The sequence below is a fragment of the Aquipuribacter sp. SD81 genome (assembly GCF_037153975.1).
Taxonomy (GTDB): Bacteria; Actinomycetota; Actinomycetes; order Actinomycetales; family JBBAYJ01; genus Aquipuribacter.
Genome location: NZ_JBBAYJ010000010.1, coordinates 1 through 20,902, shown reverse-complemented (window position 1 = coordinate 20,902; position 20,902 = coordinate 1). Strand labels below are relative to the sequence as shown.

Here is a 20,902-nt window from a genome sequence, read left to right as displayed (position 1 = left end):
ACGGCCGCCCCGGGGCCCCGCGCATGGCTAGGGTGCGCGCGTGCTGGGGCGGACGACGGCGGGCAGCCCGGACGGGACGACGTCCTTCGGTGGGCTGCTGCGCGACCTGCGGGAGCGGGCGGGGCTGACCCAGGAGGAGCTCGCGGCGCGGGCGGGGCTGACCCCGCACGGCGTCGGGGCGCTGGAGCGGGGAGTGCGCACGCGCCCCTACCCCCACACGGTCCGCTCCCTCGCCGACGCCCTCGGTCTGGCCGACGACGACCGTGCGCGTCTGGTCGCGGCCGTCCCCCGCCGGCCTCCGCGTGCCGCCTCAGCAGCGCCGCCCGCGGACCCCGGGGGACCCGGTGGCGACACGGCCCCCGGGCCGCCGGGTCCTGCCGGTGGCGCAGGAGGGCGTGGCCGCGCGTCCGCGCCGGTGACCCCGCTGGTGGTGCCCCCGACGTCGCTGCACGGGCGGGACGACGACGTCGCCGAGGTCGTGTCGCTCGTGCGGGGCGGGGCGCGGCTCGTCACCCTCACCGGGCCGGGCGGGGTCGGCAAGACCCGCCTCGCGGCGGCAGCGGCGGCCGCGCTGCGGGACGGGCACCCCGACGGCAACGTCGCCGTGCCGCTCGTGCCGCTGCTCGACCCCGCCGACGTGGTTCCGGCCGTGGCCCGGGCCACCGGCGCCGACGGCGACGGTCTCGATGCGGTCGTCGACCGCCTCACGGGGTGCCGGCTGCTGCTCGTGCTCGACAACTTCGAGCACCTGCTGCCCGCCGCGCAGGACGTCGGGGTCCTGGTCGCGCGCTGCCCGGAGCTCACGGTGCTGGTGTCGAGCCGGGCGCCGCTGAGGGTGCGGGGCGAGGCCGAGCACCCCGTGCCGCCGCTCGCCCTGCCGTCGCGGGGCACCCGTGACCTGGCCGCGCTCGCGGCCTCGGCCGCCGGTGCGCTCGCCCTCGAGCGGGCCCGGGCCGCCGCGCCGGGTGCCGGGGCGCCGACCGGCGACGACGTCGAGGCCCTCGCCGAGCTGTGCCACGTGCTCGCCGGCCTGCCGCTCGCCCTCGAGCTCGCCACCGCCCGGCTCCGTCTGCTGACCCCGGGGGAGCTGCTGGACAGGCTCGACGAGCTGTCGCCCGCGTCCGCGGCGCGCGACCTGCCCGAGCGCCAGCGCACGATGCGGGCTGCCCTGGACTGGAGCCACGACCTGCTGAGCGGACCGGAGCGGACGGTCTTCCACGTGCTCGGCGTGTTCCGCGGCGGGGCGGTGCTGACCGCGGTGGAGCAGGTCGTCGCGGCGAGCACCGACGTGGCGCGGGAGCAGGTGGTCGGGCTGCTCTCCGCCCTCGTCGAGCACTCGCTGGTGACGGCGGCCCGGGGACCGGGTGGTGCCGTGCGCTACGGGATGCTCGAACCCGTCGCCCAGTACGCCCGCCTGCACCTGCGGGGCGAGGAGCTCCTCGCCGTGGAGGCCGCCCACGCGGAGTGGGCAGCGGACTTCGCGGACCGGCTCGCGCCGGCGCTCGAGCGTGAGGAGCAGGTCGCCTGGCTCGAGCGCACCGACGCGGAGGAGGCCAACCTGCTCGTCGCCGTCGAGCGGGCCCTCGCGGGCGGTGGCGCGCTCACCGCGACCCGCATCGTCTGGTCGACGTGGCTGTACTGGTGGATGCGCGGGCGCATCAGCACGGGCCGGCGCGCGGCCGAGCACGCCCTCGGCGCGGCCGGGGACGCCGTCCCGGTCGAGTGGCGGGCGCGGCTGCACCTGGTCCTCGCGAGCATGGCCTTCGCGGCGGACGACGTGCCGGTCGCGACGGCCGAGTGGGCCATGGCGCGCAGCCTCGCCCCGGCGGACATGCCGGCCGTCGTGGCCGGGGCGACCGCCGGCAGCGGCCTGACCGCGCTGGCCGTCGGTGACCTGCCCGGCGCCGAGCGCTGGTTCGGTACCGGCCTGGCCAACGCCGAGCGGGCGGGGGAGGAGGGCAGCTGGCTGCGGTCGCTCACGCACGTGTGGCTCGGGACCGTCGCACTGCTGCGGGGGGACGTCGACGTCGCGGCGCGCGAGGCGACGACCGGGCTCTCGCTCGCCCGGGAGCGCGGGGACCGGCTCGTGTCCTACGTCGCGCTCTTCACCCTGGCCCGCGTGGCCCTCGCGCACGGCTCGGCCGGTGAGGCGCGCGACCGCCTGCACGAGGCGTGCCGGCTGTCGGTCGAGACCGGCGACGCCGCCAACCTCGCGTTCGTCCTCGACATGCTCGCGGTCGTGGAGTCGGCCGACGCCCGTCACGACCGCGTCCCGGTCCTGGTCGGCGCCGCCCTCGGGCTGCGGGAGTCGGGGAGCGCGCCCGTCTACGGCTTCTACGTCCCGGACGGTGAGGCGTACGACGCCGCGGTCGCCCGCTCGCGGGAGGTGCTCGGACCGGACGGGTTCGACGACGCCCTCGACCGGGGCCGGGGACTCGACGTCGCAGCCTGCGCCGCGCTCGTCCTCGGCGGCTGAGCGCGACGACGCGCGGGACCCCGCCACCGGGTCGCGGTGGCGGGGTCCCCACGCAGTGAGGAGGGCGCTGGTCAGAACTTCCTCATGCCGGCGCCTGGGAGGCCTCGAGGGCGATACCGATCAGCTGCTCGCCGTAGCCGGCGAAGAAGTGGTCGATGCCCTTGCCGTCGGAGGACTTGTCCGAGGCCTCGTCCATGCTCCTCGGGACCGTGAACTTCTCGAACACCGTGAAGCTCGTCGGCACGCCGGCCTGCGCGGTCAGCTCGACGGCGTGGGCGACCTGCGCCTCCGTGAGCGGCTGCGGGAACAGCTCCGGCATGAAGAAGTGGACGGAGGAGTAGAGCTCGGCGACCTGGAGCGTGTACCAGTTGGCGGAGTTCGCGGCACCGGCGTTGCCCTTGTCCGAACGGTTCGCGACGTAGCACTCGTGGGCCGACGCGGCACCCGCACCGCTCACGACCAGGGCGGCCGCGAGCGCGAGGGTGGTGGTGGTCCTGCGGATCATCGTGGGGTCTCCCGTTGGTCCTGCGGCGGCACCGTGCCGCCGACTGCCAGGAGCCTGTCGCGGAGGCCCTCGCCGGCACCACGACCAGCACGCGCACGCGACCCGCACGCGACCCGCACGCGACCCGCACACCTGCCCGCCTGCCCGCGTGCGTGCTGCTGCACCGGGCCGAGGAACAGCGCGTCAGGGCACCTCGCGGGGTCGCGCTCAGCGGGCGTCGAGGAGCAGCAGGACCGCGAGCACGCGCCGGTTCACCTGCGGGGAGGCCTCGAGCTCGAGCTTGCGGAACACGTGCGCGGTCGTCGCCTCGACCGTCCGCTCGCTCACGTGGAGCCGCTGCGCGACGGCGGCGTTCGACCAGCCCTGCGCCATGAGGCGCAGCACGTCGAGCTCGCGCCGGCTCAGGCGTGCGAGGAGGTCCGGGGTGGCCCGCCCGTCGCGCCCGGGCGGCGGGTCGGGCGCGGTCCCCGGCCCGGGTGTCGTCCGCCCGTCGGGTCCCGTGGCCGGGGGAGCCTCGACCGCACCGGTCCGCCGGCGCGGCACGTGCAGCACCGTGACGGGCTGCGACGCCGCGCGGTGCGACGGCACCGGCGTGCCGGGCTCAGTCCCCTCGCCGACGTGGACCACCGCCGGGCGTCCCGCGAGGGCCTGCACGAGCAGCGCCACCTCGGTGACGCGGGTGCTGATGAGGGACAGCAGCAGCGACTCCTCCACCGGCTGCGCCGCCGGGCCGCCGGCGCGGGACCTCACCTCGAGGACCGGAGCGGGCTCCGTGCGCGTCGAGGGCACCACGTGCCGGGTCGCTGAGTCCATGCCGTCGCCTCCGCGGGCGCACCGCCTCCCGTCCGGGTCCGGCAGGGCCCGCGACGGCGCGCGCACGGAATGCTGCCACTCCGGACGCCGCCAAGCACGCGATTTCCGCGAAAGCGGGTGGAGTCGGCGCGACCACGGTCGCCGCCCGTCGTCGGCGATGACTTCCCGTGCCCCGGCCGGTCGGTGCACGTGAGCGGCGCGCCGCCGCCGGAGAGGGGAGCCGTCATGTCGTGGCCCGACCCGCTGCACCGGCCCTACCCACGGGCCGTCCACACCGGTGCCGACGGTGAGGTGTCGGCGTGGCTGCGCCGCGACGGCGCCCCGCCCGACGTCACGTACCCCAGCGGCGGCACGTGCGAGTACCTCGCGACCGGCGACCGGACGCGCGGGCGGTTCGGGCTGTACCGGTGGACCTTCGGCGAGGCCGAGACGGGGCCTGAGCCGCACTTCCACCGGTCGATCTCCGAGCAGTTCTACGTGCTGTCCGGCGAGGTGCGGCTGTTCGACGGCCGCGACTGGCTGACGGCGGGGGTCGGCGACTTCCTCTACGTGCCCGAGGGCGGGGTGCACGCCTTCCGCGGCTCCGGTGGTGCGTCGATGCTGCTGGTGTTCGCCCCCGGCGGCCCGCGCGAGGACTACTTCGAGACGCTCGCGCGCGGCGCACCGACCGACCCGGTCGAGCGGGCCCTGTTCATGGCCCGCCACGACACGTACTGGGTGTGAGGTGCGGCGGCACCCACGTCGAGGCGGGTCACCGCCCGCCGTGGTGCCGGCGCATCTCGGCCGCCAGGGCCGGGTCGAGCCCGTCGAGGTGCTCGACGACCGAGCGGACCACCTCCGGTGCCTTGTCCTGGCTCAGCTTGGCGCGCCCCTCGAACCGGTCGACGCGGAGGTGGAAGCCGACGGTGCCGCGCGCGAGGGCCCGGGTCCCCGCCTCGTCCTCGGCGAGGCGGCGAGCGCCCGGCCGGCCTGCCTCGAGGTGGTCGGTGAGGGCGGCGAGCGCCGCCCAGTTCTCCTCGGGCCCGAGCAGGCGCGGCGTCCCCCACAGGTGGACGGTGACGTGGTTCCACGTCGGCACCACCTGCTCCGGCGGGTACCAGCTCGGCGACACGTAGTGCTGCGGGCCCTGCACGACGACGAGCACCTCGTGGCGGCCCAGCTCGTGACGCTCCTCGTCGGGCCGGCCCACGTGGCTGAACAGCGCGAGCCCGTCGGCCGCCTCGTCGAGCAGCACCGGGTAGTGCGAGGCGACCAGGCCCGCCTCCGTCGCGCTGACGAGGGTCGCCCACGGGTGGCGCCTCACGAGTCGGCGCACCTCCTCCGGGTCGTCCATGCGGTACGGCGGCTCGGTGCGCATGTCGGCGGCTCCTCGCTCGGGTCGGCTCCCGCCACCGTGGCCCCGTCGGCTCCGGCGCGCAGCCCGGTGCAGGTGCCCGGCGCGCGCGCCTCGGCGAGCATGGGGGCGTGGCGGACGAGGCGGCTGACGGCGGTCACGGCTTCCCGGACGGCTTCTTCGACCGGTTCGACGACTCGCCGGACGCGCGCTTCTACGACCAGCCGCGCCTCGTCACCCACATCGACGACCGGGCGGTCGCGGCCGTCGGGGCGCTGTACGCCGAGCTGGGCGTCGACGGCTCGGCGCAGGAGCCGCGCCGGGTCCTCGACCTCATGGGCTCGTGGGTGTCGCACTTCCGTGTCCCGCCGCACGAGCTGGTCGTGCTCGGGCTCAACGCCGCCGAGCTCGCCGCGAACCCCGCCGCGACGGAGCGGGTCGTGCGGGACCTCAACGCCGACCCGTCACTGCCCTTTCCGGACGCCTCGTTCGACGCCGTCGTCTGCTGCGTGTCCGTCGACTACCTCGTCCGTCCCGTCGAGGTGCTGCGCGAGGTCGGCCGCGTCCTGCGGCCGGGTCAGCCGGTGGTGCTGACGTTCTCGAACCGGCTGTTCTGGACCAAGGCGGTGCGGGGGTGGCTCGAGGCCGACGAGGCGGGCCGCTGCGACATCGCGGCCGCGTACGTGCGCGCCGCGGGCGGCTTCGACGAGCCGGAGGTCAGCCTCCGCACGCCGCGCGCCTCGGCCGGCGACCCGCTGTGGGCGGTCGTCGCCCGGCGCCGGGGCGTGGCGACCGCGGCTGCGGACGACGGCGTCAGCGCAGGGTGAGGGCCGCGCGGACCGCGGCGGCCGTGGCCGCCGCGTGCGCGTCGTCGCGGTAGCGCCGCCGCGGGCCGAGCCAGCGGCTCAGGCCGTCGTCCCGGTGGCGGGGGATGACGTGCTGGTGCACGTGCGGCACGGACTGGCTGACGACGTTGTTGACGATGAGCAGCGCCCCGTCGGCTCCCGTCGCCTGCTCGACCGCCCGCTGGAGCGCCTGGCTCGCGGCGAGCCAGTCCGTCGCGAGGTCGGCCGGGATCTCGTCGTGGGTCTGCACGTGCACGACCGGCACGAGCAGCACGTGGCCGTGGAACAGGGGGTTCCGGTCGAGGAAGCCCACGACCCGGTCGGTGCGGAGCACCTCGTGGGCGGGCGCGGCGCCCGCGACCACCGCGCAGAACACGCAGCGGGCGCGGGACCCGCGCGGGGTGTAGTCCGGCGCCACCGGTGCACTGTGCCCGGCCCCGGGACGGGGCGCGAGCCGGCGGCGTGCTCCCTCAGTCGCCGAGGCCTGCCCGGTCGACCTTGCGGTGGAAGCGCATGCCGGCGAGACCGCCGAGCACGGCCCCGACCAGGGCGACGAGGGCGACCGCGAGCGCGGCGACGACGGCGCTCGTCGTGAGGGCGTCCGTGCCGACCGGGATGCTCGGGAGGCTGTCGGGCTGCGCGAGGACGTCGAACCGGTCCCCGGCGACGGCCCCGAGCGCGGCCACCACGACGGCGACCACGACGGCCCACAGCCAGACCGCGAGCCCCTGCACGGCCCCGCCGAAGCGGGCCATGCGACCGGCCACGTACCCGCCGCAGAAGTACGCGACGAGCAGGACGACGAGCAGGGCGATGCCACCGGCGACGCCGCTGGCCTGCGCCGAGCCGGCCGCGTCGTCGGCGGCCTCGCTCGCGGTCGTGCCGGTGGCCAGGCCGACGACGGTGCCCGCGGCGGCCAGCACGGCGGCCAGCAGGACCGTGGTGCCGGTGGCGGTGAGCCAGCCGAAGAACGCCGACCCCACCTTGACGCCCCCGTAGGCGGCCTTCTCCTTCGCCACGACGCTCGTGCGGTCCCGGGCGAGGAGCCCGGTCGAGACCGCTCCCGAGCCGTCGTCGGCCGCCGGGGCCGGGGCCGTGCCGTGGTCGCCGTCGGCGTCGTGGTCGGAGGGCGGGCGGGTCGGTCCTGTGCTGCTGCTCATGGGTGCCTCTCGGGTGCGGGGCCGGTGGGCCCGGCGCGCCGCGACGGCGTCGCGGCGTGCCGGGGGTCTGGGGCGGGCCGGCCCGGTCCGGACCGGCCGTCGCTCAGCGGCGGGCGTCGGGGCGGGGGGCGTCGGAGCCCTCGCCGCCGTCGACCTGCTCGATCTGCTCCTTGCGGACCTGCTCGGTGACCTCGCGGTCCTCGGTCACGGTCTCCGTGCCGACGCGGACGCGCTCGACCGGGACGGTCTCCTTGTCGACGGTGACCCGCTCCTCGGTGAGGACCACCTCGTGCTCCTCGGAGGTGAGGTCGCCGCCGCTCATGGCCTCGTCGCGGTTGGCGTCGGTCACGGGCTCGCGCTCGAGCCGGACCTCCTCGTGGCTGACCGGCACCGTGGTGGTGACGTCCTCCGTCACGACGTACTTGCGCAGCCGGGCGCGTCCTCTCTCGACCCGCTCGGTGCCGACGTGCAGCTGCTCCTCCGAGCGCGTCATGGCCTCGTCGGTGGTGGGCCCGGAGGTGTCGCGGCCCTGGGCGCCGGCCGGGGCGCCACCGGTCTGCGCGCGGTCGGTCCGGTCGGTGCGGTCGGCCTCGTCGTGGGAGGGGTCCGCGAGCCCGTAGTGGCGGTACAGCTCGCCCTCCTGCTCCTGCGAGAGGTGACCGGCGGAGTCGTCGACGCGCGGGGCGCCCTTCACCGTGTCCTTCGCGTAGGGGACGGTGACGCGGCTGCCGTCCGCGGTGCCCTCGGCGAGCGGCACGAAGGACTGCGAGGTGCCGAACAGGCCGGTCGTGACCGTCACCCACTCCGGCGTGCCGGTCCTGTCGTCGAGGAAGACCTGCCCGACGGAGCCGAGCTTCTCGCCGTCGCGGCCGACGACCGTGCCGTCGCCGTCGAGCAGTGCCTGGACCTGGTCAGTGGTGATCATGTCTGCTCCTGGTGTGCGTGGGTCCGACCCGGGCGTGTGCCGGGCGGGTGGGGCGGCGCGGCGCGAGCGGCCGGGCGCTCTGGGCGTCGTGGGCGTCCCGCTGGGCGGCGGCGGTCCCGTCCTGCGGGGCGGTGAGGGCCGGTGCGACGCACGGGTCCACGGCGCGGGTCGTCGTCGTACGGGGACCGCGGCGATGCCACGCGGGAGGCGGTGCGCTGCGGCCGTGCTGCCGCGCGTCACCGGGTCCGGGGCGACACGCCCGCAAGGTGCGGGCTCGCGACCCCTACCCCGGGAGCGGGTCCGCAAACCCGCTCGCCGCCGTCGGTCCGCCGCCGCGCCGCGCACCGTCGGAGGAGACCGGCGTCGGTGACGCGGGGGCTACAGTCGCGGCACGCCTCCCGTCCTCGCGGGTGACTCGGGCGCGGAGGGCTGATGCCGTCGGTGGCTGTCGCCCGCATCCTCGCGGGCCTCGACGTGAGCGGGCGCTCGGCGGTGCCGCTGGTCCGCCAGCTCGTCGACGCCTGCGCCCGCCGGCTGCCGGTCAGCGGTGTCGGACTGGTGATCATGGACCGCGGGCAGCCGGTCGGGGTGGTCGCCGCCTCGGACCGCCTCGCGCAGGGCATGGAGGACCTTCAGTTCACCCTCGGGGAGGGCCCGTGCGTCGAGGCCGCGCACACCGGGCGACCGGTGCTGCTGCCCGACCTGGAGCGCTCCGGGGTGCGCGCGCGCTGGCCGGGGTTCGTGCCCGAGGCGCTCGACCGCGGCGTCCACGCCGTCTTCGCCCTGCCGCTGCGGGTGGGGGCGATCGCGCTCGGCGTGCTCGACCTGTACCGCGACCGCCCGGGCGGGCTGGACGCGGAGGAGCTGCAGTGCGCGCTCGACTTCGCCGAGGCGGCCCTCACCGTGGTGCTGCACGTGCAGTCCGCCGGCGACGGCGACGGCGGCGTGGGTCCCGACGCCCTCGACGAGGTGCGGGACAGCGCCGGCCCCGGCGCTCACGGCGACGACACCCCGGCGCCGCTCGTGCTGCTCGACGACCGCGCGGAGGTGCACCAGGCCACCGGCGTGGTCGCCGTCCAGGCGGGGGTGGGCCTCGCGCAGGCGCTCGTGCTGCTGCGGGCGCGGGCCTTCGGCACGGGCCGACCGGTCGTCGACGTGGCCCGTGACGTGCTGGCGCGGGCCACGACGTTCGCGCCGGAGGACGACGGGTGAGGGGCGGCGGCCCACCGGGGCGGGCAGCCGGACCGCAGGGCAGCAGCAGCAAGAGCAGCAGCAGCAGCGACAACAGCAGCACCAGGAGCAGCAGGAGGTCCCCATGAACAGCACCGTGCGTCTGGCGTCGGTCTTCGTGGAGCTGGCGGACACGCTGGTGGAGCGCTTCGACATCGTGGACTTCGTCCAGGTCCTCGCCGAGCGCAGCGTCGAGCTGCTCGGGGCCGACGCGGCCGGGCTCATGCTCGCCGACGAGCGGGGCGGCCTGCGGCTCATGGCCTCGACGCTGGAGCGCATGCGGCACCTGGAGACCTTCGAGCTGCAGATCGACGAGGGGCCCTGTCGGGACTGCTTCGAGACGGGCGTCGCGGTCGCCAACGTGCGCCTGGCCGACGCCCGCGAGCGGTGGCCCCGCTTCACCGAGGCCGCGCTCGCAGCCGGGTTCGGCTCGACGCACGCCCTGCCCATGCGGCTGCGGGGGCGGGTCATCGGCGCGCTCAACCTCTTCACCGACGCGGATCAGCGGATGAGCGAGGAGGACCTCCAGGTGGGGCAGGCGATGGCGGACGTCGCGACCATCGGGCTCCTGCAGGAGCGGAGCCTGCAGGAGCAGACCGTGCTGAGCGAGCAGCTGCAGTACGCGCTGCACAGCCGGGTGCAGGTCGAGCTGGCGAAGGGGATGCTCTCCGAGCGGGCCGGCGTCAGCCTGGAGGAGGCGTTCCGGCGGATGCGCTTGCACGCGCGGGGTCGCGGCCTGCCGCTCACCCAGGTCGCCGGCCAGGTGATCGACGGCACGCTCGTCCCGGACGGGCCCGCCGCGTCCTGAGCGTCCCTGCACCCCGCGGGGTGCGGCGTGCCCTACCCTCGGTCCCCACGGCCCCGGACCCGGCTGCTCCGACGCACGAGCGAGCCCGGGAGAACGAGTGGACGAGACCGGCCACCTCGCGGACACCACGCCACGACCTCCTGGGGCCGGCCCGTCGGGCGAGGCCGTCCTCGAGGCGCCCCTCACGCAGCTGCTGACGAGCCCGGCCGCGGCGCTCGTGACCGGCCTGCACGAGCGCTGGCCCGCCGACCTGTGGCTCGTCAGCCGCTTCGACGGGGCCAACGAGGTGGTGGTCGCGGCCTCGGGCCGGCAGCCCGACCCTCCGTCCGTCGGGACGCGGACGCCGTGGCTCGGCTCCCTCGCCCTCGCCCTGGCCGCCGGGGCACCCTCGTGGTGTCCTGACGTCGAGCAGGAGCCGGCGTACGCCACGGTCGGCGCGGACCGGCGCCGCGGCACCCACTCCTACGCCGGTGCCGTCGTGACCGGCCCGGACGGCCTGTGGGGCGCCGTGACCGGGGTCTCGCGGCACCGTCACGACCCGGCTCTGGCCGCCGCCGTCGCCGCCCTCGGCCTGACCGCCGGCGTCCTCGGGGCGCTGGTGGAGGTGGCGGCGGGCGACGTCTCGGGCTCGTCGCTGCTCGCGGAGCTCCGTACCCACCGCGAGCAGGCGGCCGCCGCCCGCGAGCAGGCCTGCACCGACGTGCTCACCGGGCTGCGCAACCGCCGCGGCTGGTACCGCGCGCTCGTGGTCGACAACGGCGGTCCCGAGGACCCTGCCGGCGGGACCGCGGCCGTGCTCGTCCTCGACCTCGACGGGCTCAAGGCCGTCAACGACGCGTCCGGGCACGCGGCCGGCGACCGCCTGCTCCGGCAGGTGGCGGAGCTGCTGAGCGCGGCGGTCGGCCCCGGCGACGTCGTCGCCCGCTGCGGCGGGGACGAGTTCGCGGTGCTCACGTCGGCGGCCAGGCTCGACGACCTGACCGCGCGCGTGCGCCGAGGGCTCGCCGGTCACGGCATCGGGGCGTCCACCGGGGCGGCGGTGCGCGAGGCCGGTGAGCCGCTGGGACGGACCTGGCACCGCGCGGACCTCCTCATGTACGCGGTCAAGCGCCGGCGGCGCACCGACGCCACCGTGCTGCGCCTGCGGCCGGCCGACCCCCCGCCGGAGCCCGCACGGGCGTGGGAGCCGGTGGGCCGCCGGCCCCTGTCGCGCGTGCTGCGGGACGCCGCCGTCGCCGCGAGGGACGTCGTCCCGGGCACGCTGGCGGCGTCGGTCACGGTCGTCGTCGGCGCCCGGCTCGACGCGGTGGTGCTCGACGGCCCGCCGGCCGCCGCGCTCGACGAGCGGCAGTACGACGACGGCGGTCCCGGCCGGCGCGCGGCCCTCACCGGCCACGTGGTCCGCCCCGTCGACGGCACGGGCCCGGGTTCCGTGACCGCGGCGTCGTGGGCGGACTTCGCCGCGGCGGCGCACCGGCGCGGGGTGGAGGGCTGCCTCGCCGTGCCGGTCGGCCCCGCCGAGGTGGGCCCGCTGCCCGTCGGCCCGCCGGGGGAGGTGCCGGTGCCCGACTCCCCGACCCTCTCGCTCGTGCTCTACGGCCCCGCCGCCTACACGGCCGCGGACGAGGCGGCGCTCCTCGCCCTCGCCCGCCGGATGGAGCCCGCGCTGGTCGACGCGGCGAGGTGGGAGCGGCTGGTGCGGGAGCGGCGGCAGCTGCTGCAGGCCATGGAGAGCCGGGCGGTCATCGAGCAGGCCAAGGGTGTGGTGGTCGCGACGCAGGGGCTCGACGCCGACGCGGCCTTCGCCTGGTTGCGCGTGCGGTCGAGGACGAGCAACCGCAAGCTCCGCGACGTCGCCCGGGACGTCGTCGACGGCGTGCGCCCCGAGGGGCCGGTCGCGGGCAGGGACCCAGGCGCCTGAGCCTGGGCCAGACGCTGCGCCCGGGCGGCGAGGTCGACGTCCGGGGCGTCGGCGGCCGACCGCGTCATCTCCTTCGTGACGTCCTCGGTCACGTGCAGGCTGAGCGTCGTGCGCGGCCGGGGGCCACCGCCCGCGGGCCGCGACGCCACGCCGCCGTCCGTTTCCGGTGGACGCGTCGGGCTGGGACACTCCCGGGGTGCCGACCCAGGACCTGAGCCGCCTGGCGGCGACGTTCGACACGCTGCTCGCCAACGCCCCCCTCGGCATCGGCGTGTTCGACCGCGACTGCCGGCACGTGCGCGTCAACGCCGTGCTCGCGCAGATGAACGGGCGCGACGCCGACGAGCTCATAGGCCGCACGCCCGCGGAGGTGAACGGCGAGGTGGGCGAGCAGGCGGAGACGCTGTACCGGCAGGTCATGGCCGGCGGCGAGCCGATGCGAGGCGTCCGGCTGTCCGGCGAGGTCAGCGCCCGGCCGGGGGACCGGCGCCACTGGGACCTCGCCTTCCACCCCATCCGGCTGCCGCGGGCCCGGGCTCCCGAGGGGCAGGAGCTCCCCGGCGACGGGGAGGTCGTGGGCCTGTGCGTCGTCGTCGACGACGTGACGGTCGAGACCGAGCTCGCCGCGCAGGTGCAGCGCTCCTCCGCGCGCATCGAGCACATCACCGAGTCGATGGTCGTCGGCTACCTCGCGATGGACGCGGACTGGCGGGTGACGCACGTCAACGCCCACGCCGTCGCCGCCCTCGGACGCAGCCGCGAGGCCCTCGTCGGGCGCACCATCTGGGAGCTGTTCCCCGAGACGGTCGGCACCGCCTTCGAGGAGGGCTACCGCCGGGCGCGCGACTCGGCCCGCCCCGTCAGCTTCGACGCGTACTACCCGCCGCCGCTGGACGCCTGGTACGAGGTGCGGGCCACCCCGGAGGGCGACGGCGTCGCGCTGTACTTCACCGACATCACCGTGAGGGTGCGGGCCCAGCGCGACGCGCAGGTCGCTCTCAGGCGCGCCGAGCTGCTCGCCGAGGCCGGGGAGCTCTTCGCGGGCGTGGCCGACGCCGAGGAGGCACTCGCCGCGCTCGCCGGACTGCTCGTGCCGGCCGTCGCGGACTGGGCGGTCGTGACGGTCGTCGAGGGCGCCGTCGACGACCCGGACGGCGCGCACGACCCACGACGGCGGAAGGCGACGTCGGTCCTCGACGAGACCGCCGACCGGGTGCGTGCGGCCGCCCGGCTGCAGCGGATGCACGACGTCGCCGTCGCGCACCGCGACCCGGCCCGGGTGGGTGACGTCGAGCGCTACGCGGCCGCGCGCCTCGACGCCTACCGGTCCTCGCCGGTGCCGACCGTGTCGCCGTACATGGCGCGGGCGCTGCTCGACGGCGCACCCAGCGTCATCGCCTCCGGGGCGACGGCGGCGGTGCGCGACACGTTCCCCACGCACCCGCCCCACCCGGCGGTGCACGCGCTGGAGGCGCTCGCCCCGGAGTCGGCCCTCATGGTCCCGGTCGTGGCCCGCGGCCGGACCCTCGGCATGGTGAGCCTGTGCTGGGACGCGGCGCCCGCGCACCGAGCGGACGCCTCCGGCGCCTCGGTGGCAGCGGGAGCGCGGCTCGGGGCCAGCCCGGTGGAAGAGCTCGGGGTCGACCCCGTCGACACGCGCACCGCACTGGGCGCGAGCGGCCCGACCCCCGAGGTCGTGTCGCTGGTGCGCGCGGTCGCCGACCGCGCGGGGATCGTCGTCGACGCGGTCGCCGCGGCGCAGCAGCAGGTGCGGATCGCCGAGCAGCTGCAGCGAGCCCTGCTCACCGCGCCTCCCGAGCCCGACCACGCCCACGTCGTCGTGCGGTACGTGCCCGCCGCGGCGGCCGCGCAGGTGGGCGGCGACTGGTACGACGCCTTCCTCCAGCCGCCCGGGGCGACGGTGCTCGTCATCGGCGACGTGCTCGGCCACGACACCGACGCGGCCGCCGCCATGGGACAGGTGCGGACGCTCGTGCGCGCAGCAGCCGTCATGACGGGCGAGGGACCCGCGGGCGTGCTGCGGGCCACCGACAGGGCGGTCCGCGCGCTCGAGGTCGGTCCCACCGTCACGGCGGTGGTCCTTCGGCTCGAGCAGGACGCCGAGCAGGTGGAACGGCGCGTGACCACGCTGCGCTGGTCCAACGCGGGCCACCCGCCCCCCGTCCTGCTCGACGAGGACGGCGGGGCCCGCTTCCTCCACGCGCCGGACGCCGGCGCCGACCTGCTGCTCGGGGTCGACCCCGACGTCGACCGTGGCGAGCACACGGCCGAGGTGCCGCGTGGCTCGACCGTGCTGCTCTACACCGACGGGCTCGTGGAGCGGCGCCGCGAGGGCCTCGACGCCGGGCTCGAGCGGCTGCGGGCGACCGTGGCCGCCGTGGCCCGCGCGCAGGCGGCCGGTGACGTCGCGGACGGTCTGGACGCGCTGTGCGACGAGGTGCTCGCGCGCATGCTGCCCGAGCGCGGCCGGGACGACGTCGCGCTCGTCGCGGTCCGGCTGCACCACCAGGACCGGCCCCGACCGCTCCAGGCCGGGGCTGTCGACCTCCCGTCGTGGGCGTCGGCCGAGCCCGACGTCCCGCTGGTCGACGGCCGACCCTGACGCGGTCGGACCGGTCTCAGCCGGGCTGTCCGTCCGGGAGCCCGGCCGGCGCGTCGCGGACGGCCGTCGCCGTCGCCGCCGCGTGCGCCTCGTCCCGGTAGCGCCGGCGCGGCCCGAGCCACACGCGCAGGCCGTCGCCGCGGGAGCGGGGGATGACGTGCTGGTGGCGGGAGCCGCGCGGTGCCCGCACCTCCGGCCCCGCCTCCGCGGATCGGGACGGACCGGCGGGTAGCGTCGCGGCCCGTGAGCCGGAGGGCACTGGTCGTCACCCTGGGGCGGGCGCGCGGTGCTCTCGCGGCCGTCCGCTCCCTGACGGCCGCCGGCTGGACGGTCGGGGTGGGCACGCCCGACGGGGGCGGCATGGTCGGCGCGTCCCGCGCCTGCGCCGCCCGTCACACGGTGCCCCGCCCGCGCGGCGACGGTCAGGACTTCCTCGCCGGGGTGCAGCGGGCCGTCCGTGAGGGCGGCTACGACGTCGTCTTCGGCGGCGCCGACGACTGGATGGCCGCCCTGTCGTGGTTCGCGGCCGACGTCCCGGCGCGTGTCGCCCACCCGGCCCCCGACGTCGTCGCCCGCGCGCTGGACAAGGCCGAGCTCGGTGAGCGCGCCCGCGCGGTCGGCATCGCCTCGCCGGCGACCACGACCGGGACGACCGAGGCGCTCGCGTCCTGGGACGGCCCCGTGGTCGTCAAGTGCCGCTCGCACTGGCGGCCCGGTCAGCGGGAGCCGCTGCGCGTGGAGACGCGCGTGTTCGCGAGCGCGCACGACGGCGCCGCCCGCGAGCGGCTGCGGCAGATCGAGGCGGCCGGTCTCGAGGCGGTCCTGCAGCGCCCGGTGAGCGGTGGCCTCGGTGCCCTCATCGGGCTCGTGCACGACGGCCGGCTCGTGGGGAGGGTGCAGCAGCGGGCCCGGACGCTCTGGCCGACCCCGAGCGGCGTCTCGGCGAGCGCGGAGACCGTGGCGGTCGACGCCGACCTGGCCGCGCGGGCCGAGCGGCTGCTGGCCGGGCTCGGCTGGACGGGGCTCGTCGAGCTGCAGTTCCTCACCGGCGACGACGGCGTACCGCACCTCATCGACCTCAACGGCCGCTTCTACGGCTCGATGGGCCTCGCCGACGCGGCACGCCCGGGCCTCGCCGACGCGTGGGCACGGCAGGCCCTCGGCCTGCCCGTCCCCGACCTGCCCGACGCGCCGGCGGGCGTGCGGTTCTCCTGGGGGGCGGGCGACCTGCGACGGGCGACGGTGGAGCGCCGCGGCGGGCTCGTCCGCGACGTGGCGGGCACCCTGCGCTGGGCGGCGTCCGCGCGCACGAGCGTGTGGTCGCGGCGCGACCCGGCTCCCACGTGGCACCTCGTCACGAGCCGGCTGCGACCGACCGGTCGCCGTGCCGTGGGTCCCGGACCGGCGGTCGGCACCGGCTCGTCCCGACCGGACGCGGGGGACCCGACCGTCGGTGGGGCCGTCGTGTCGGACTCCCGGGTCCTGGGCTGAGCGGGCCAGCGCGGGGCTCCGGGCGGCGCAGCTCGGGCCTGGTCGCCGCCGGCATCCTCGTCTCCCGCGTCACGGGGCTCGTGCGCGAGCGCGCGCTCGGGCACTACCTCGGCACGAGCGGTGCCGCCGACGCCTTCACCGTCGCGTTCCGCATCCCGAACCTGCTGCAGCACCTGCTGGGGGAGGGGGTGCTGTCGGCGTCGTTCATCCCGGTGTACAGCCGGCTGCTGGCCGAGGGGCGGCCGCGCGACGCCGGCCGGGTCGCCTCGGCGGTGCTCGGCCTGCTCGTCCTCGCCGCAGGTGGCCTCACCCTGCTCGGGGTCGCCCTCGCCGAGCCGCTCACGGTCCTGATCGCGGGTGGCCTGCGCGCCCGACCGGACACGTTCGCGCTCACCGTCGACCTCGTCCGGCTCATGTTCCCCGCCGTCGGCCTGCTGGTCGTGAGCGCGTGGTGCCTCGGGGTCCTCAACAGCCACGGCCGGTTCTTCCTCTCCTACGTCGCGCCGTCGCTGCTCAACGTGGCGCAGGTCGTCGCGCTCGCCCTGGCTGCCTGGTACCTCGTCGACGGGACGGCCGGGACGGTCCGGGTGCAGGAGGAGCTCGTCCGCTGGCTGGGCGTCGGCACCGTCGTCGGAGGCGGGCTGCAGCTGCTCGTGCAGCTGCCGGCGGTGCTGCGGCTCACGCGCGGGCTGCGGCCGGTCCCGCGCGTGCGCGTACCCGGCGTGCCGGAGGTGCTGCGCGCGTTCGGGCCCGTGGTGGCGGCCAAGGGCGTCGTGCAGGTCTCGACGTACCTGCAGGTGCTGCTCGCGAGCTACCTCGCCGCCGGTGCGCTCGCGAGCCTGCGGTACGCGCAGGTGCTCTACCTGCTGCCCGTCAGCCTCTTCGGCATGGCGGTCGCCGCCGCGGCGCTGCCACGGCTGTCGGCCGGCTCGGCGCAGGAGCGCGCGGCGGGGGGCGGCCGGGAGTCGTCGCTGCGGCACGTCGAGGCGGGGCTCGGCCGGGTCGCCGCCCTCGTCGTGCCGACCGCGGTCGGCTACCTCGTGGTCGGGGACCTCGTGACCGCGACGCTCTTCCAGACGGGTGAGTTCGGGCGGCTGGAGGTGGTGGCGGTGTGGCTCGTGCTCGCCGGCTTCACCGTCGGGCTCACCGCCACCACATCGGGCCGGCTGCTCCAGGCCGCCCTGTACGCCGGCTCGGAGACGCGGATCCCCGCGGTCACCGCCACCGTCCGTGTCGTCGTGTCCCTGGTGGTGGGGGCCGTCCTCATGCTGCAGCTGGACCGGGTGGCGGTCACGCCGGACGGGCTGCGCGTCCTCGGGGACCTGCCCGCCCTCACCCCGCTGCCCGCCGACGAGCGCGACGACACCGCCGGCGTCGTGCGTCTCGGTGCGGCGGGCCTGGCGCTCGGCAGCGGGCTCGCCGCCTGGGTCGAGGTCGTGGCGCTGCGCCGGGCCGTCCGGCGCCGGCTCGGCCCGGTCCGGCTCGGCGGCGGCCAGCTCGGCCGGATCGCCCTCGCCGCCGCGGCGGCCGGTGCGGTCGCGGGGCTGGCCCGGCCGCTGCTGCTCACCCTGCCGCCGGAGGTGGGCGGTCTCGCCGCGGTCGCCCTGCTCGGTGCCGTGTACGTGCCGTCGGCCCGTGCGCTCGGCGTCCGCGAGGTGACCGAGGTGCTCGCGAGCCTCGTGCGCCGGGTCCGGGCGCGACGAGGCTGACCCCGGGACGGTCCCCGCGCCACCGTTGACGCCGCGCCCCCGGGGTCCGGAGCATGCTGTCGTGGCCACGCAGCTGTTCGCGTACCTCAGCTACCCCGACGCGCCCGCGGCGCTCGACTGGCTCCGCGCCGTCGGCTTCGAGGTGGTCGCCCGGCAGGACGGCGAGGACGGCAGCGTCCTGCACAGCGAGGTGCGGCTCGGCGACGTCGTCTGCATGGTGGCGAGCGACGACGCCGCGTACACGGTCGCGCCGCTCGTCGGCCGCTCGAGCGGCGCCGGGCTCTACCTCGGCATGGCCGACGCGGCCGAGGTCGACGCGTTCCACGACGCGGCGGTCGCCGCGGGCGGGACCTCGGTGACGCCGCCGGAGGACACCGAGTGGGGCACCCGGCGGTGCCGGGTGCTCGACCCCGCCGGGCGGGAGTGGAGCGGGGGCACCTACCTGCCGGGCAGCAGCTGGGGCTGACGCCGCCCGCGCGGTGACTCCTCCTCCGCGACCGCGACACGCCGCGCGTGGCGGTCACCCAGGGAGCCTCAGCCGCCGGAGGGTGCCTCGGCGAGCTCCTTGAGCGTGGCGAGCGCCCGGTCCCACGCGGCGACCATGTCGTCGTAGTACTCCTCGGCGCTCGGCGCGGAGACCGCCAGGTGGGTGCCGCCGTCCGTCGGGGTGAGCCGGTAGGTCTCCCGGGTGCCGCGGTACTCCCGGGCGGCGTCGCTGTCGGTGTCGTCGCGGCCCTCGGTGACGATGCCGTCGTACTCGATGTCGACCAGCTCCGGGTACCTGCTCGTCAGGACGCGGCCGAGCATGCCGGTGCGGGACGGGTCGACGAAGCGGACGGTGCTGCCCTCCTGCCAGTCGGTCTCGGCGTAGGAGCCGGGCATGAACGCGGCCGTCCACCGCCGGTACGTGGTGTCGTCGAGCAGGACGCTCCACACCCGCTCCGGTGGCGCGGCGACGTGCACGGACTTCTCGATGGTGCGGGCGCTCATGCGGGCGCCTGCCCGTCTCGGCTCGGACCGGAGAAGCCGAGCAGGACCCCACCCGGCGCGCGCACGAGCGCCACCCGCACGCCCGGCATGACGTCGTGCGGGTCCTCGACCGCCGACGCGCCGGCCGCGAGCGCCGCGGTGAAGGCGGCGTCGGCGTCGTCGACGTGCACGGTCGGCGTGGAGCCGGGTGGCTCGCCGGGCGCGGTCGCGCGGACTCCGCCGCCGCCCTGCTCGGAGTAGGAGAAGAGGTGGTAGTCGCCGGCGGGGGTGGCCATGACGGGCCGGAACCGCCAGCCGAGGACGGTGGCGCACCACTCGCGCGTCGCAGCGGGGTCGTCGCTCGACAGCTCCGTATGGGTCACCCAGCCGTGCAGGCCGGGGGTGTGGCGGTGGGCGGTCTCGGTCGACTCGGCGGTCATGGCTGCTCCTCGGTGGCCGGGTGCATGGCGGGCACGGCGTGACGTGGCCGAGGGTGGACCGGGGCGGGACCGCGGACTCATCGGTGCCGAGCGGGAGGGCGGGTGTGCCACGCGCCCTACCGCGGACGGGCGACCTCCGCGACGGCCCGGGCGACCGCGTCGGGGTCCTCGTCCACCGCGAGGTGGCCGAGCCCGGGCAGGACGGTCAGCGCGGTGCCGAGCCGGTCGCGGGCGGCGGCCGCGAGCGCGTCGGGTGGCAGGAAGCAGTCGTGCTCGCCGGACAGCACGTGCACCGGGGTGCCGCGCCAGCGGTCGAGGACGGCTCCGGGCAGCGGCCCGGGTGCGCCGACGGGTCGGCAGCAACGGGCGACGAGGGTGAACCACTCGACGAGCTGCGCGCTCGGGGGGTGGCCCGGACCGGTCAGCTGCTCGAGGAGGGCGCGGGACCGGGCCGGGGTGGGCCGCAGCACCCACGGCAGCGTCGCCGCGAGCACCCGCCGGCCCACGCGCAGCCGCACGAGCCCAGCCGGGTCCACGAGCACGAGCGCGGCGACGCCGGCGGTGGGCATCGCGAGCGCGACGGCCGCGCCGAGCGAGTGCCCGACGACGACGAGCGGTCCGGGCTGGGGCGACTCGTGCCGCAGCCGTTCGACCACCTGTCCGGCCCACGTCCCGTACGCCGTCATGCGGTGCCGACGGGGGAGGTCGGCGTCGCTGAGCCCGGGCTGGTCCGGCAGGTCCGCGACAACGACCCGCAGACCCTCCTCCACGAGGGCGCGCACGAGCGGCAGGCTCGTGGCCGCGGCCATGTCGGTGCCCGGCAGGAGGAGAACGGTGGCACCGCCGCGCCCGGCGACGAGCAGGTGCGAGCTGCCCGCGCCGGTCTCGACGCTGCGCTCCTCGTGCGCCACGTCGGTCTCGGCGAGGCGCTCCCGGCACCACGCGACGACGACCCGCCGACCCTCGTCCGTCCGGTAGCGGCTGCGCACGGACCGCATCCTGCCCCCTCCCCGGTCGCCCACGGCCGCCGTCCCGGGGCTGTGCAGAGCATCCGCCGAGACGCCGTCACGCATCACCCGACGACGAACCGTCAAGGATGAGGCGAAGGTGCACACACCGACCGGTGGGCCTGTCGACCTTCGGGACATGCTTGACAGATCTGTGTCGGTAGATCCTTGACACTCATTCGTTTGTGATCTTGGCCCGGCGGGCCGCGGCGTTCTTCCACCGCACCGGTCGATCATTGGTCCTGGCGACGGTCTTGACCAGGACCTCCGCCACCCAGAACTGCAGCAGGTCGGCCTTGACCAGCACGTCCGCCCGTGAGCCGGCGTAGTGCTTGCCCACGCACACGACCTGCCCGGCCACCGACACCACCCCGTTGGTCGTGATCCTGCGCGCGACCCACTGCTCACCGGACTGCTCCGGGACTCCCTTCGGACGTTGTACCGCCTCCACCCCACGAGCCGACCCCCGGGCCGGCTTCCCAGCAATGTGTCCTGAGGCTCGCTGCTGCGGCACCACTGCCGGTGCGCCGCCGCTCTGGCTGCCTTGGCTGCCCTGACCGCCCTGACCGCCCTGGCCGCCCTGACCGCTGCGCCCGGCGAAGCGGGCGGCGGGCACCTCGTCCTCCAGCGACTGGTGCGGCCGGTCG

The 20,902-nt window shown here is 77.0% G+C and carries 20 protein-coding genes and 1 pseudogene; 10 read left to right on the top strand and 11 right to left on the bottom strand.

All coding sequences use genetic code 11. From position 1 onward, the window contains the following. Positions 1-40: 40 nt before the first annotated feature. Positions 41-2,476 (top strand): ATP-binding protein, encoded by a 2,436-nt coding sequence (locus WAA21_RS07595; protein WP_336922176.1) that lies wholly within the window; start codon positions 41-43, stop codon positions 2,474-2,476. 82 nt (positions 2,477-2,558) lie between these two features. Here the strand turns inward: WAA21_RS07595 and WAA21_RS07590 are convergent, their stop codons facing one another. Further along, entirely contained in the window at positions 2,559-2,981 is a 423-nt protein-coding gene (locus WAA21_RS07590; protein ID WP_336922175.1) for a hypothetical protein, read from the bottom strand. Between the two features lie 207 nt (positions 2,982-3,188). Further along, positions 3,189-3,794, bottom strand: coding sequence for a helix-turn-helix transcriptional regulator (locus tag WAA21_RS07585; RefSeq protein ID WP_336922174.1), 606 nt, complete (start codon positions 3,792-3,794; stop codon positions 3,189-3,191). Between the two features lie 225 nt (positions 3,795-4,019). Between WAA21_RS07585 and WAA21_RS07580 the strand changes: the two genes are divergently transcribed. After that, complete coding sequence (locus WAA21_RS07580; RefSeq protein ID WP_336922173.1) at positions 4,020-4,517, top strand: cupin domain-containing protein; 498 nt, start codon at positions 4,020-4,022, stop codon at positions 4,515-4,517. 28 nt (positions 4,518-4,545) lie between these two features. On the opposite strand, the gene WAA21_RS07575 is transcribed toward WAA21_RS07580, so the two are convergent. After that, a complete protein-coding gene (locus WAA21_RS07575) occupies positions 4,546-5,151 on the bottom strand; it encodes an FMN-binding negative transcriptional regulator (RefSeq protein ID WP_336922172.1) in 606 nt (201 codons plus the stop codon). Positions 5,152-5,258: 107 nt separating this feature from the next. Between WAA21_RS07575 and WAA21_RS07570 the strand changes: the two genes are divergently transcribed. Further along, complete coding sequence (locus tag WAA21_RS07570; protein ID WP_336922171.1) at positions 5,259-5,954, top strand: methyltransferase domain-containing protein; 696 nt, start codon at positions 5,259-5,261, stop codon at positions 5,952-5,954. On the opposite strand, the gene WAA21_RS07565 is transcribed toward WAA21_RS07570, so the two are convergent. The 3 genes from WAA21_RS07565 to WAA21_RS07555 form a co-directional block, all read right to left on the bottom strand. Beyond that, a complete protein-coding gene (locus WAA21_RS07565) occupies positions 5,941-6,390 on the bottom strand; it encodes an HIT family protein (RefSeq protein WP_336922170.1) in 450 nt (149 codons plus the stop codon). The two genes, WAA21_RS07570 and WAA21_RS07565, sit on opposite strands and share 14 nt — an antisense overlap. Positions 6,391-6,442: 52 nt before the next feature. Continuing rightward, positions 6,443-7,132: a hypothetical protein gene (locus tag WAA21_RS07560; RefSeq protein WP_336922169.1), complete on the bottom strand. Its 690-nt coding sequence runs from the start codon at positions 7,130-7,132 to the stop codon at positions 6,443-6,445. A 103-nt stretch (positions 7,133-7,235) separates the two neighbouring features. Continuing rightward, positions 7,236-8,057 (bottom strand): PRC and DUF2382 domain-containing protein, encoded by an 822-nt coding sequence (locus WAA21_RS07555; RefSeq protein WP_336922168.1) that lies wholly within the window; start codon positions 8,055-8,057, stop codon positions 7,236-7,238. 441 nt (positions 8,058-8,498) lie between these two features. Here WAA21_RS07555 and WAA21_RS07550 point away from each other — a divergent pair, with 441 nt between their 5' ends. From WAA21_RS07550 to WAA21_RS07535, 4 genes are all read left to right on the top strand, one after another. Next, a complete protein-coding gene (locus WAA21_RS07550; RefSeq protein WP_336922167.1) occupies positions 8,499-9,269 on the top strand; it encodes a GAF and ANTAR domain-containing protein in 771 nt (256 codons plus the stop codon). Positions 9,270-9,372: 103 nt separating this feature from the next. Then, positions 9,373-10,095, top strand: a complete 723-nt coding sequence (locus WAA21_RS07545) for a GAF and ANTAR domain-containing protein (protein ID WP_336922166.1) — start codon at positions 9,373-9,375, stop codon at positions 10,093-10,095. 97 nt (positions 10,096-10,192) lie between these two features. Then, positions 10,193-12,016, top strand: coding sequence for a diguanylate cyclase domain-containing protein (locus tag WAA21_RS07540; protein WP_336922165.1), 1,824 nt, complete (start codon positions 10,193-10,195; stop codon positions 12,014-12,016). Between the two features lie 196 nt (positions 12,017-12,212). Continuing rightward, positions 12,213-14,639, top strand: a complete 2,427-nt coding sequence (locus WAA21_RS07535) for a SpoIIE family protein phosphatase (protein ID WP_336922164.1) — start codon at positions 12,213-12,215, stop codon at positions 14,637-14,639. Positions 14,640-14,655: 16 nt separating this feature from the next. Here WAA21_RS07535 and WAA21_RS07530 read toward each other — a convergent pair whose 3' ends face one another. Further along, positions 14,656-14,829: a hypothetical protein gene (locus WAA21_RS07530; RefSeq protein ID WP_336922163.1), complete on the bottom strand. Its 174-nt coding sequence runs from the start codon at positions 14,827-14,829 to the stop codon at positions 14,656-14,658. Positions 14,830-14,882: 53 nt separating this feature from the next. Between WAA21_RS07530 and WAA21_RS07525 the strand changes: the two genes are divergently transcribed. The 3 genes from WAA21_RS07525 (at position 14,883) to WAA21_RS07515 (ending at position 18,305) form a co-directional block, all read left to right on the top strand. Next, positions 14,883-16,130, top strand: coding sequence for an ATP-grasp domain-containing protein (locus tag WAA21_RS07525; protein ID WP_336922162.1), 1,248 nt, complete (start codon positions 14,883-14,885; stop codon positions 16,128-16,130). After that, positions 16,127-17,839, top strand: a complete 1,713-nt coding sequence (gene murJ, locus WAA21_RS07520) for a murein biosynthesis integral membrane protein MurJ (RefSeq protein ID WP_336922292.1) — start codon at positions 16,127-16,129, stop codon at positions 17,837-17,839. The genes WAA21_RS07525 and murJ overlap by 4 nt, the downstream gene beginning before the upstream one ends. A gap of 61 nt (positions 17,840-17,900) precedes the next feature. Continuing rightward, positions 17,901-18,305, top strand: a complete 405-nt coding sequence (locus WAA21_RS07515) for a VOC family protein (RefSeq protein ID WP_336922161.1) — start codon at positions 17,901-17,903, stop codon at positions 18,303-18,305. A gap of 68 nt (positions 18,306-18,373) precedes the next feature. Here the strand turns inward: WAA21_RS07515 and WAA21_RS07510 are convergent, their stop codons facing one another. The 4 genes and pseudogenes from WAA21_RS07510 to WAA21_RS07495 form a co-directional block, all read right to left on the bottom strand. Then, a complete protein-coding gene (locus WAA21_RS07510; RefSeq protein WP_336922160.1) occupies positions 18,374-18,829 on the bottom strand; it encodes an SRPBCC family protein in 456 nt (151 codons plus the stop codon). Beyond that, on the bottom strand, positions 18,826-19,248 hold the full coding sequence (locus tag WAA21_RS07505) for a VOC family protein (RefSeq protein ID WP_336922159.1): 423 nt from the start codon (positions 19,246-19,248) through the stop codon (positions 18,826-18,828). Before WAA21_RS07505 ends, WAA21_RS07510 begins: the two co-directional genes overlap by 4 nt. A gap of 116 nt (positions 19,249-19,364) precedes the next feature. After that, positions 19,365-20,237, bottom strand: a complete 873-nt coding sequence (locus tag WAA21_RS07500) for an alpha/beta fold hydrolase (RefSeq protein ID WP_336922158.1) — start codon at positions 20,235-20,237, stop codon at positions 19,365-19,367. Positions 20,238-20,430: 193 nt separating this feature from the next. After that, positions 20,431-20,902: pseudogene (locus WAA21_RS07495) on the bottom strand (hypothetical protein); the annotation flags it as partial.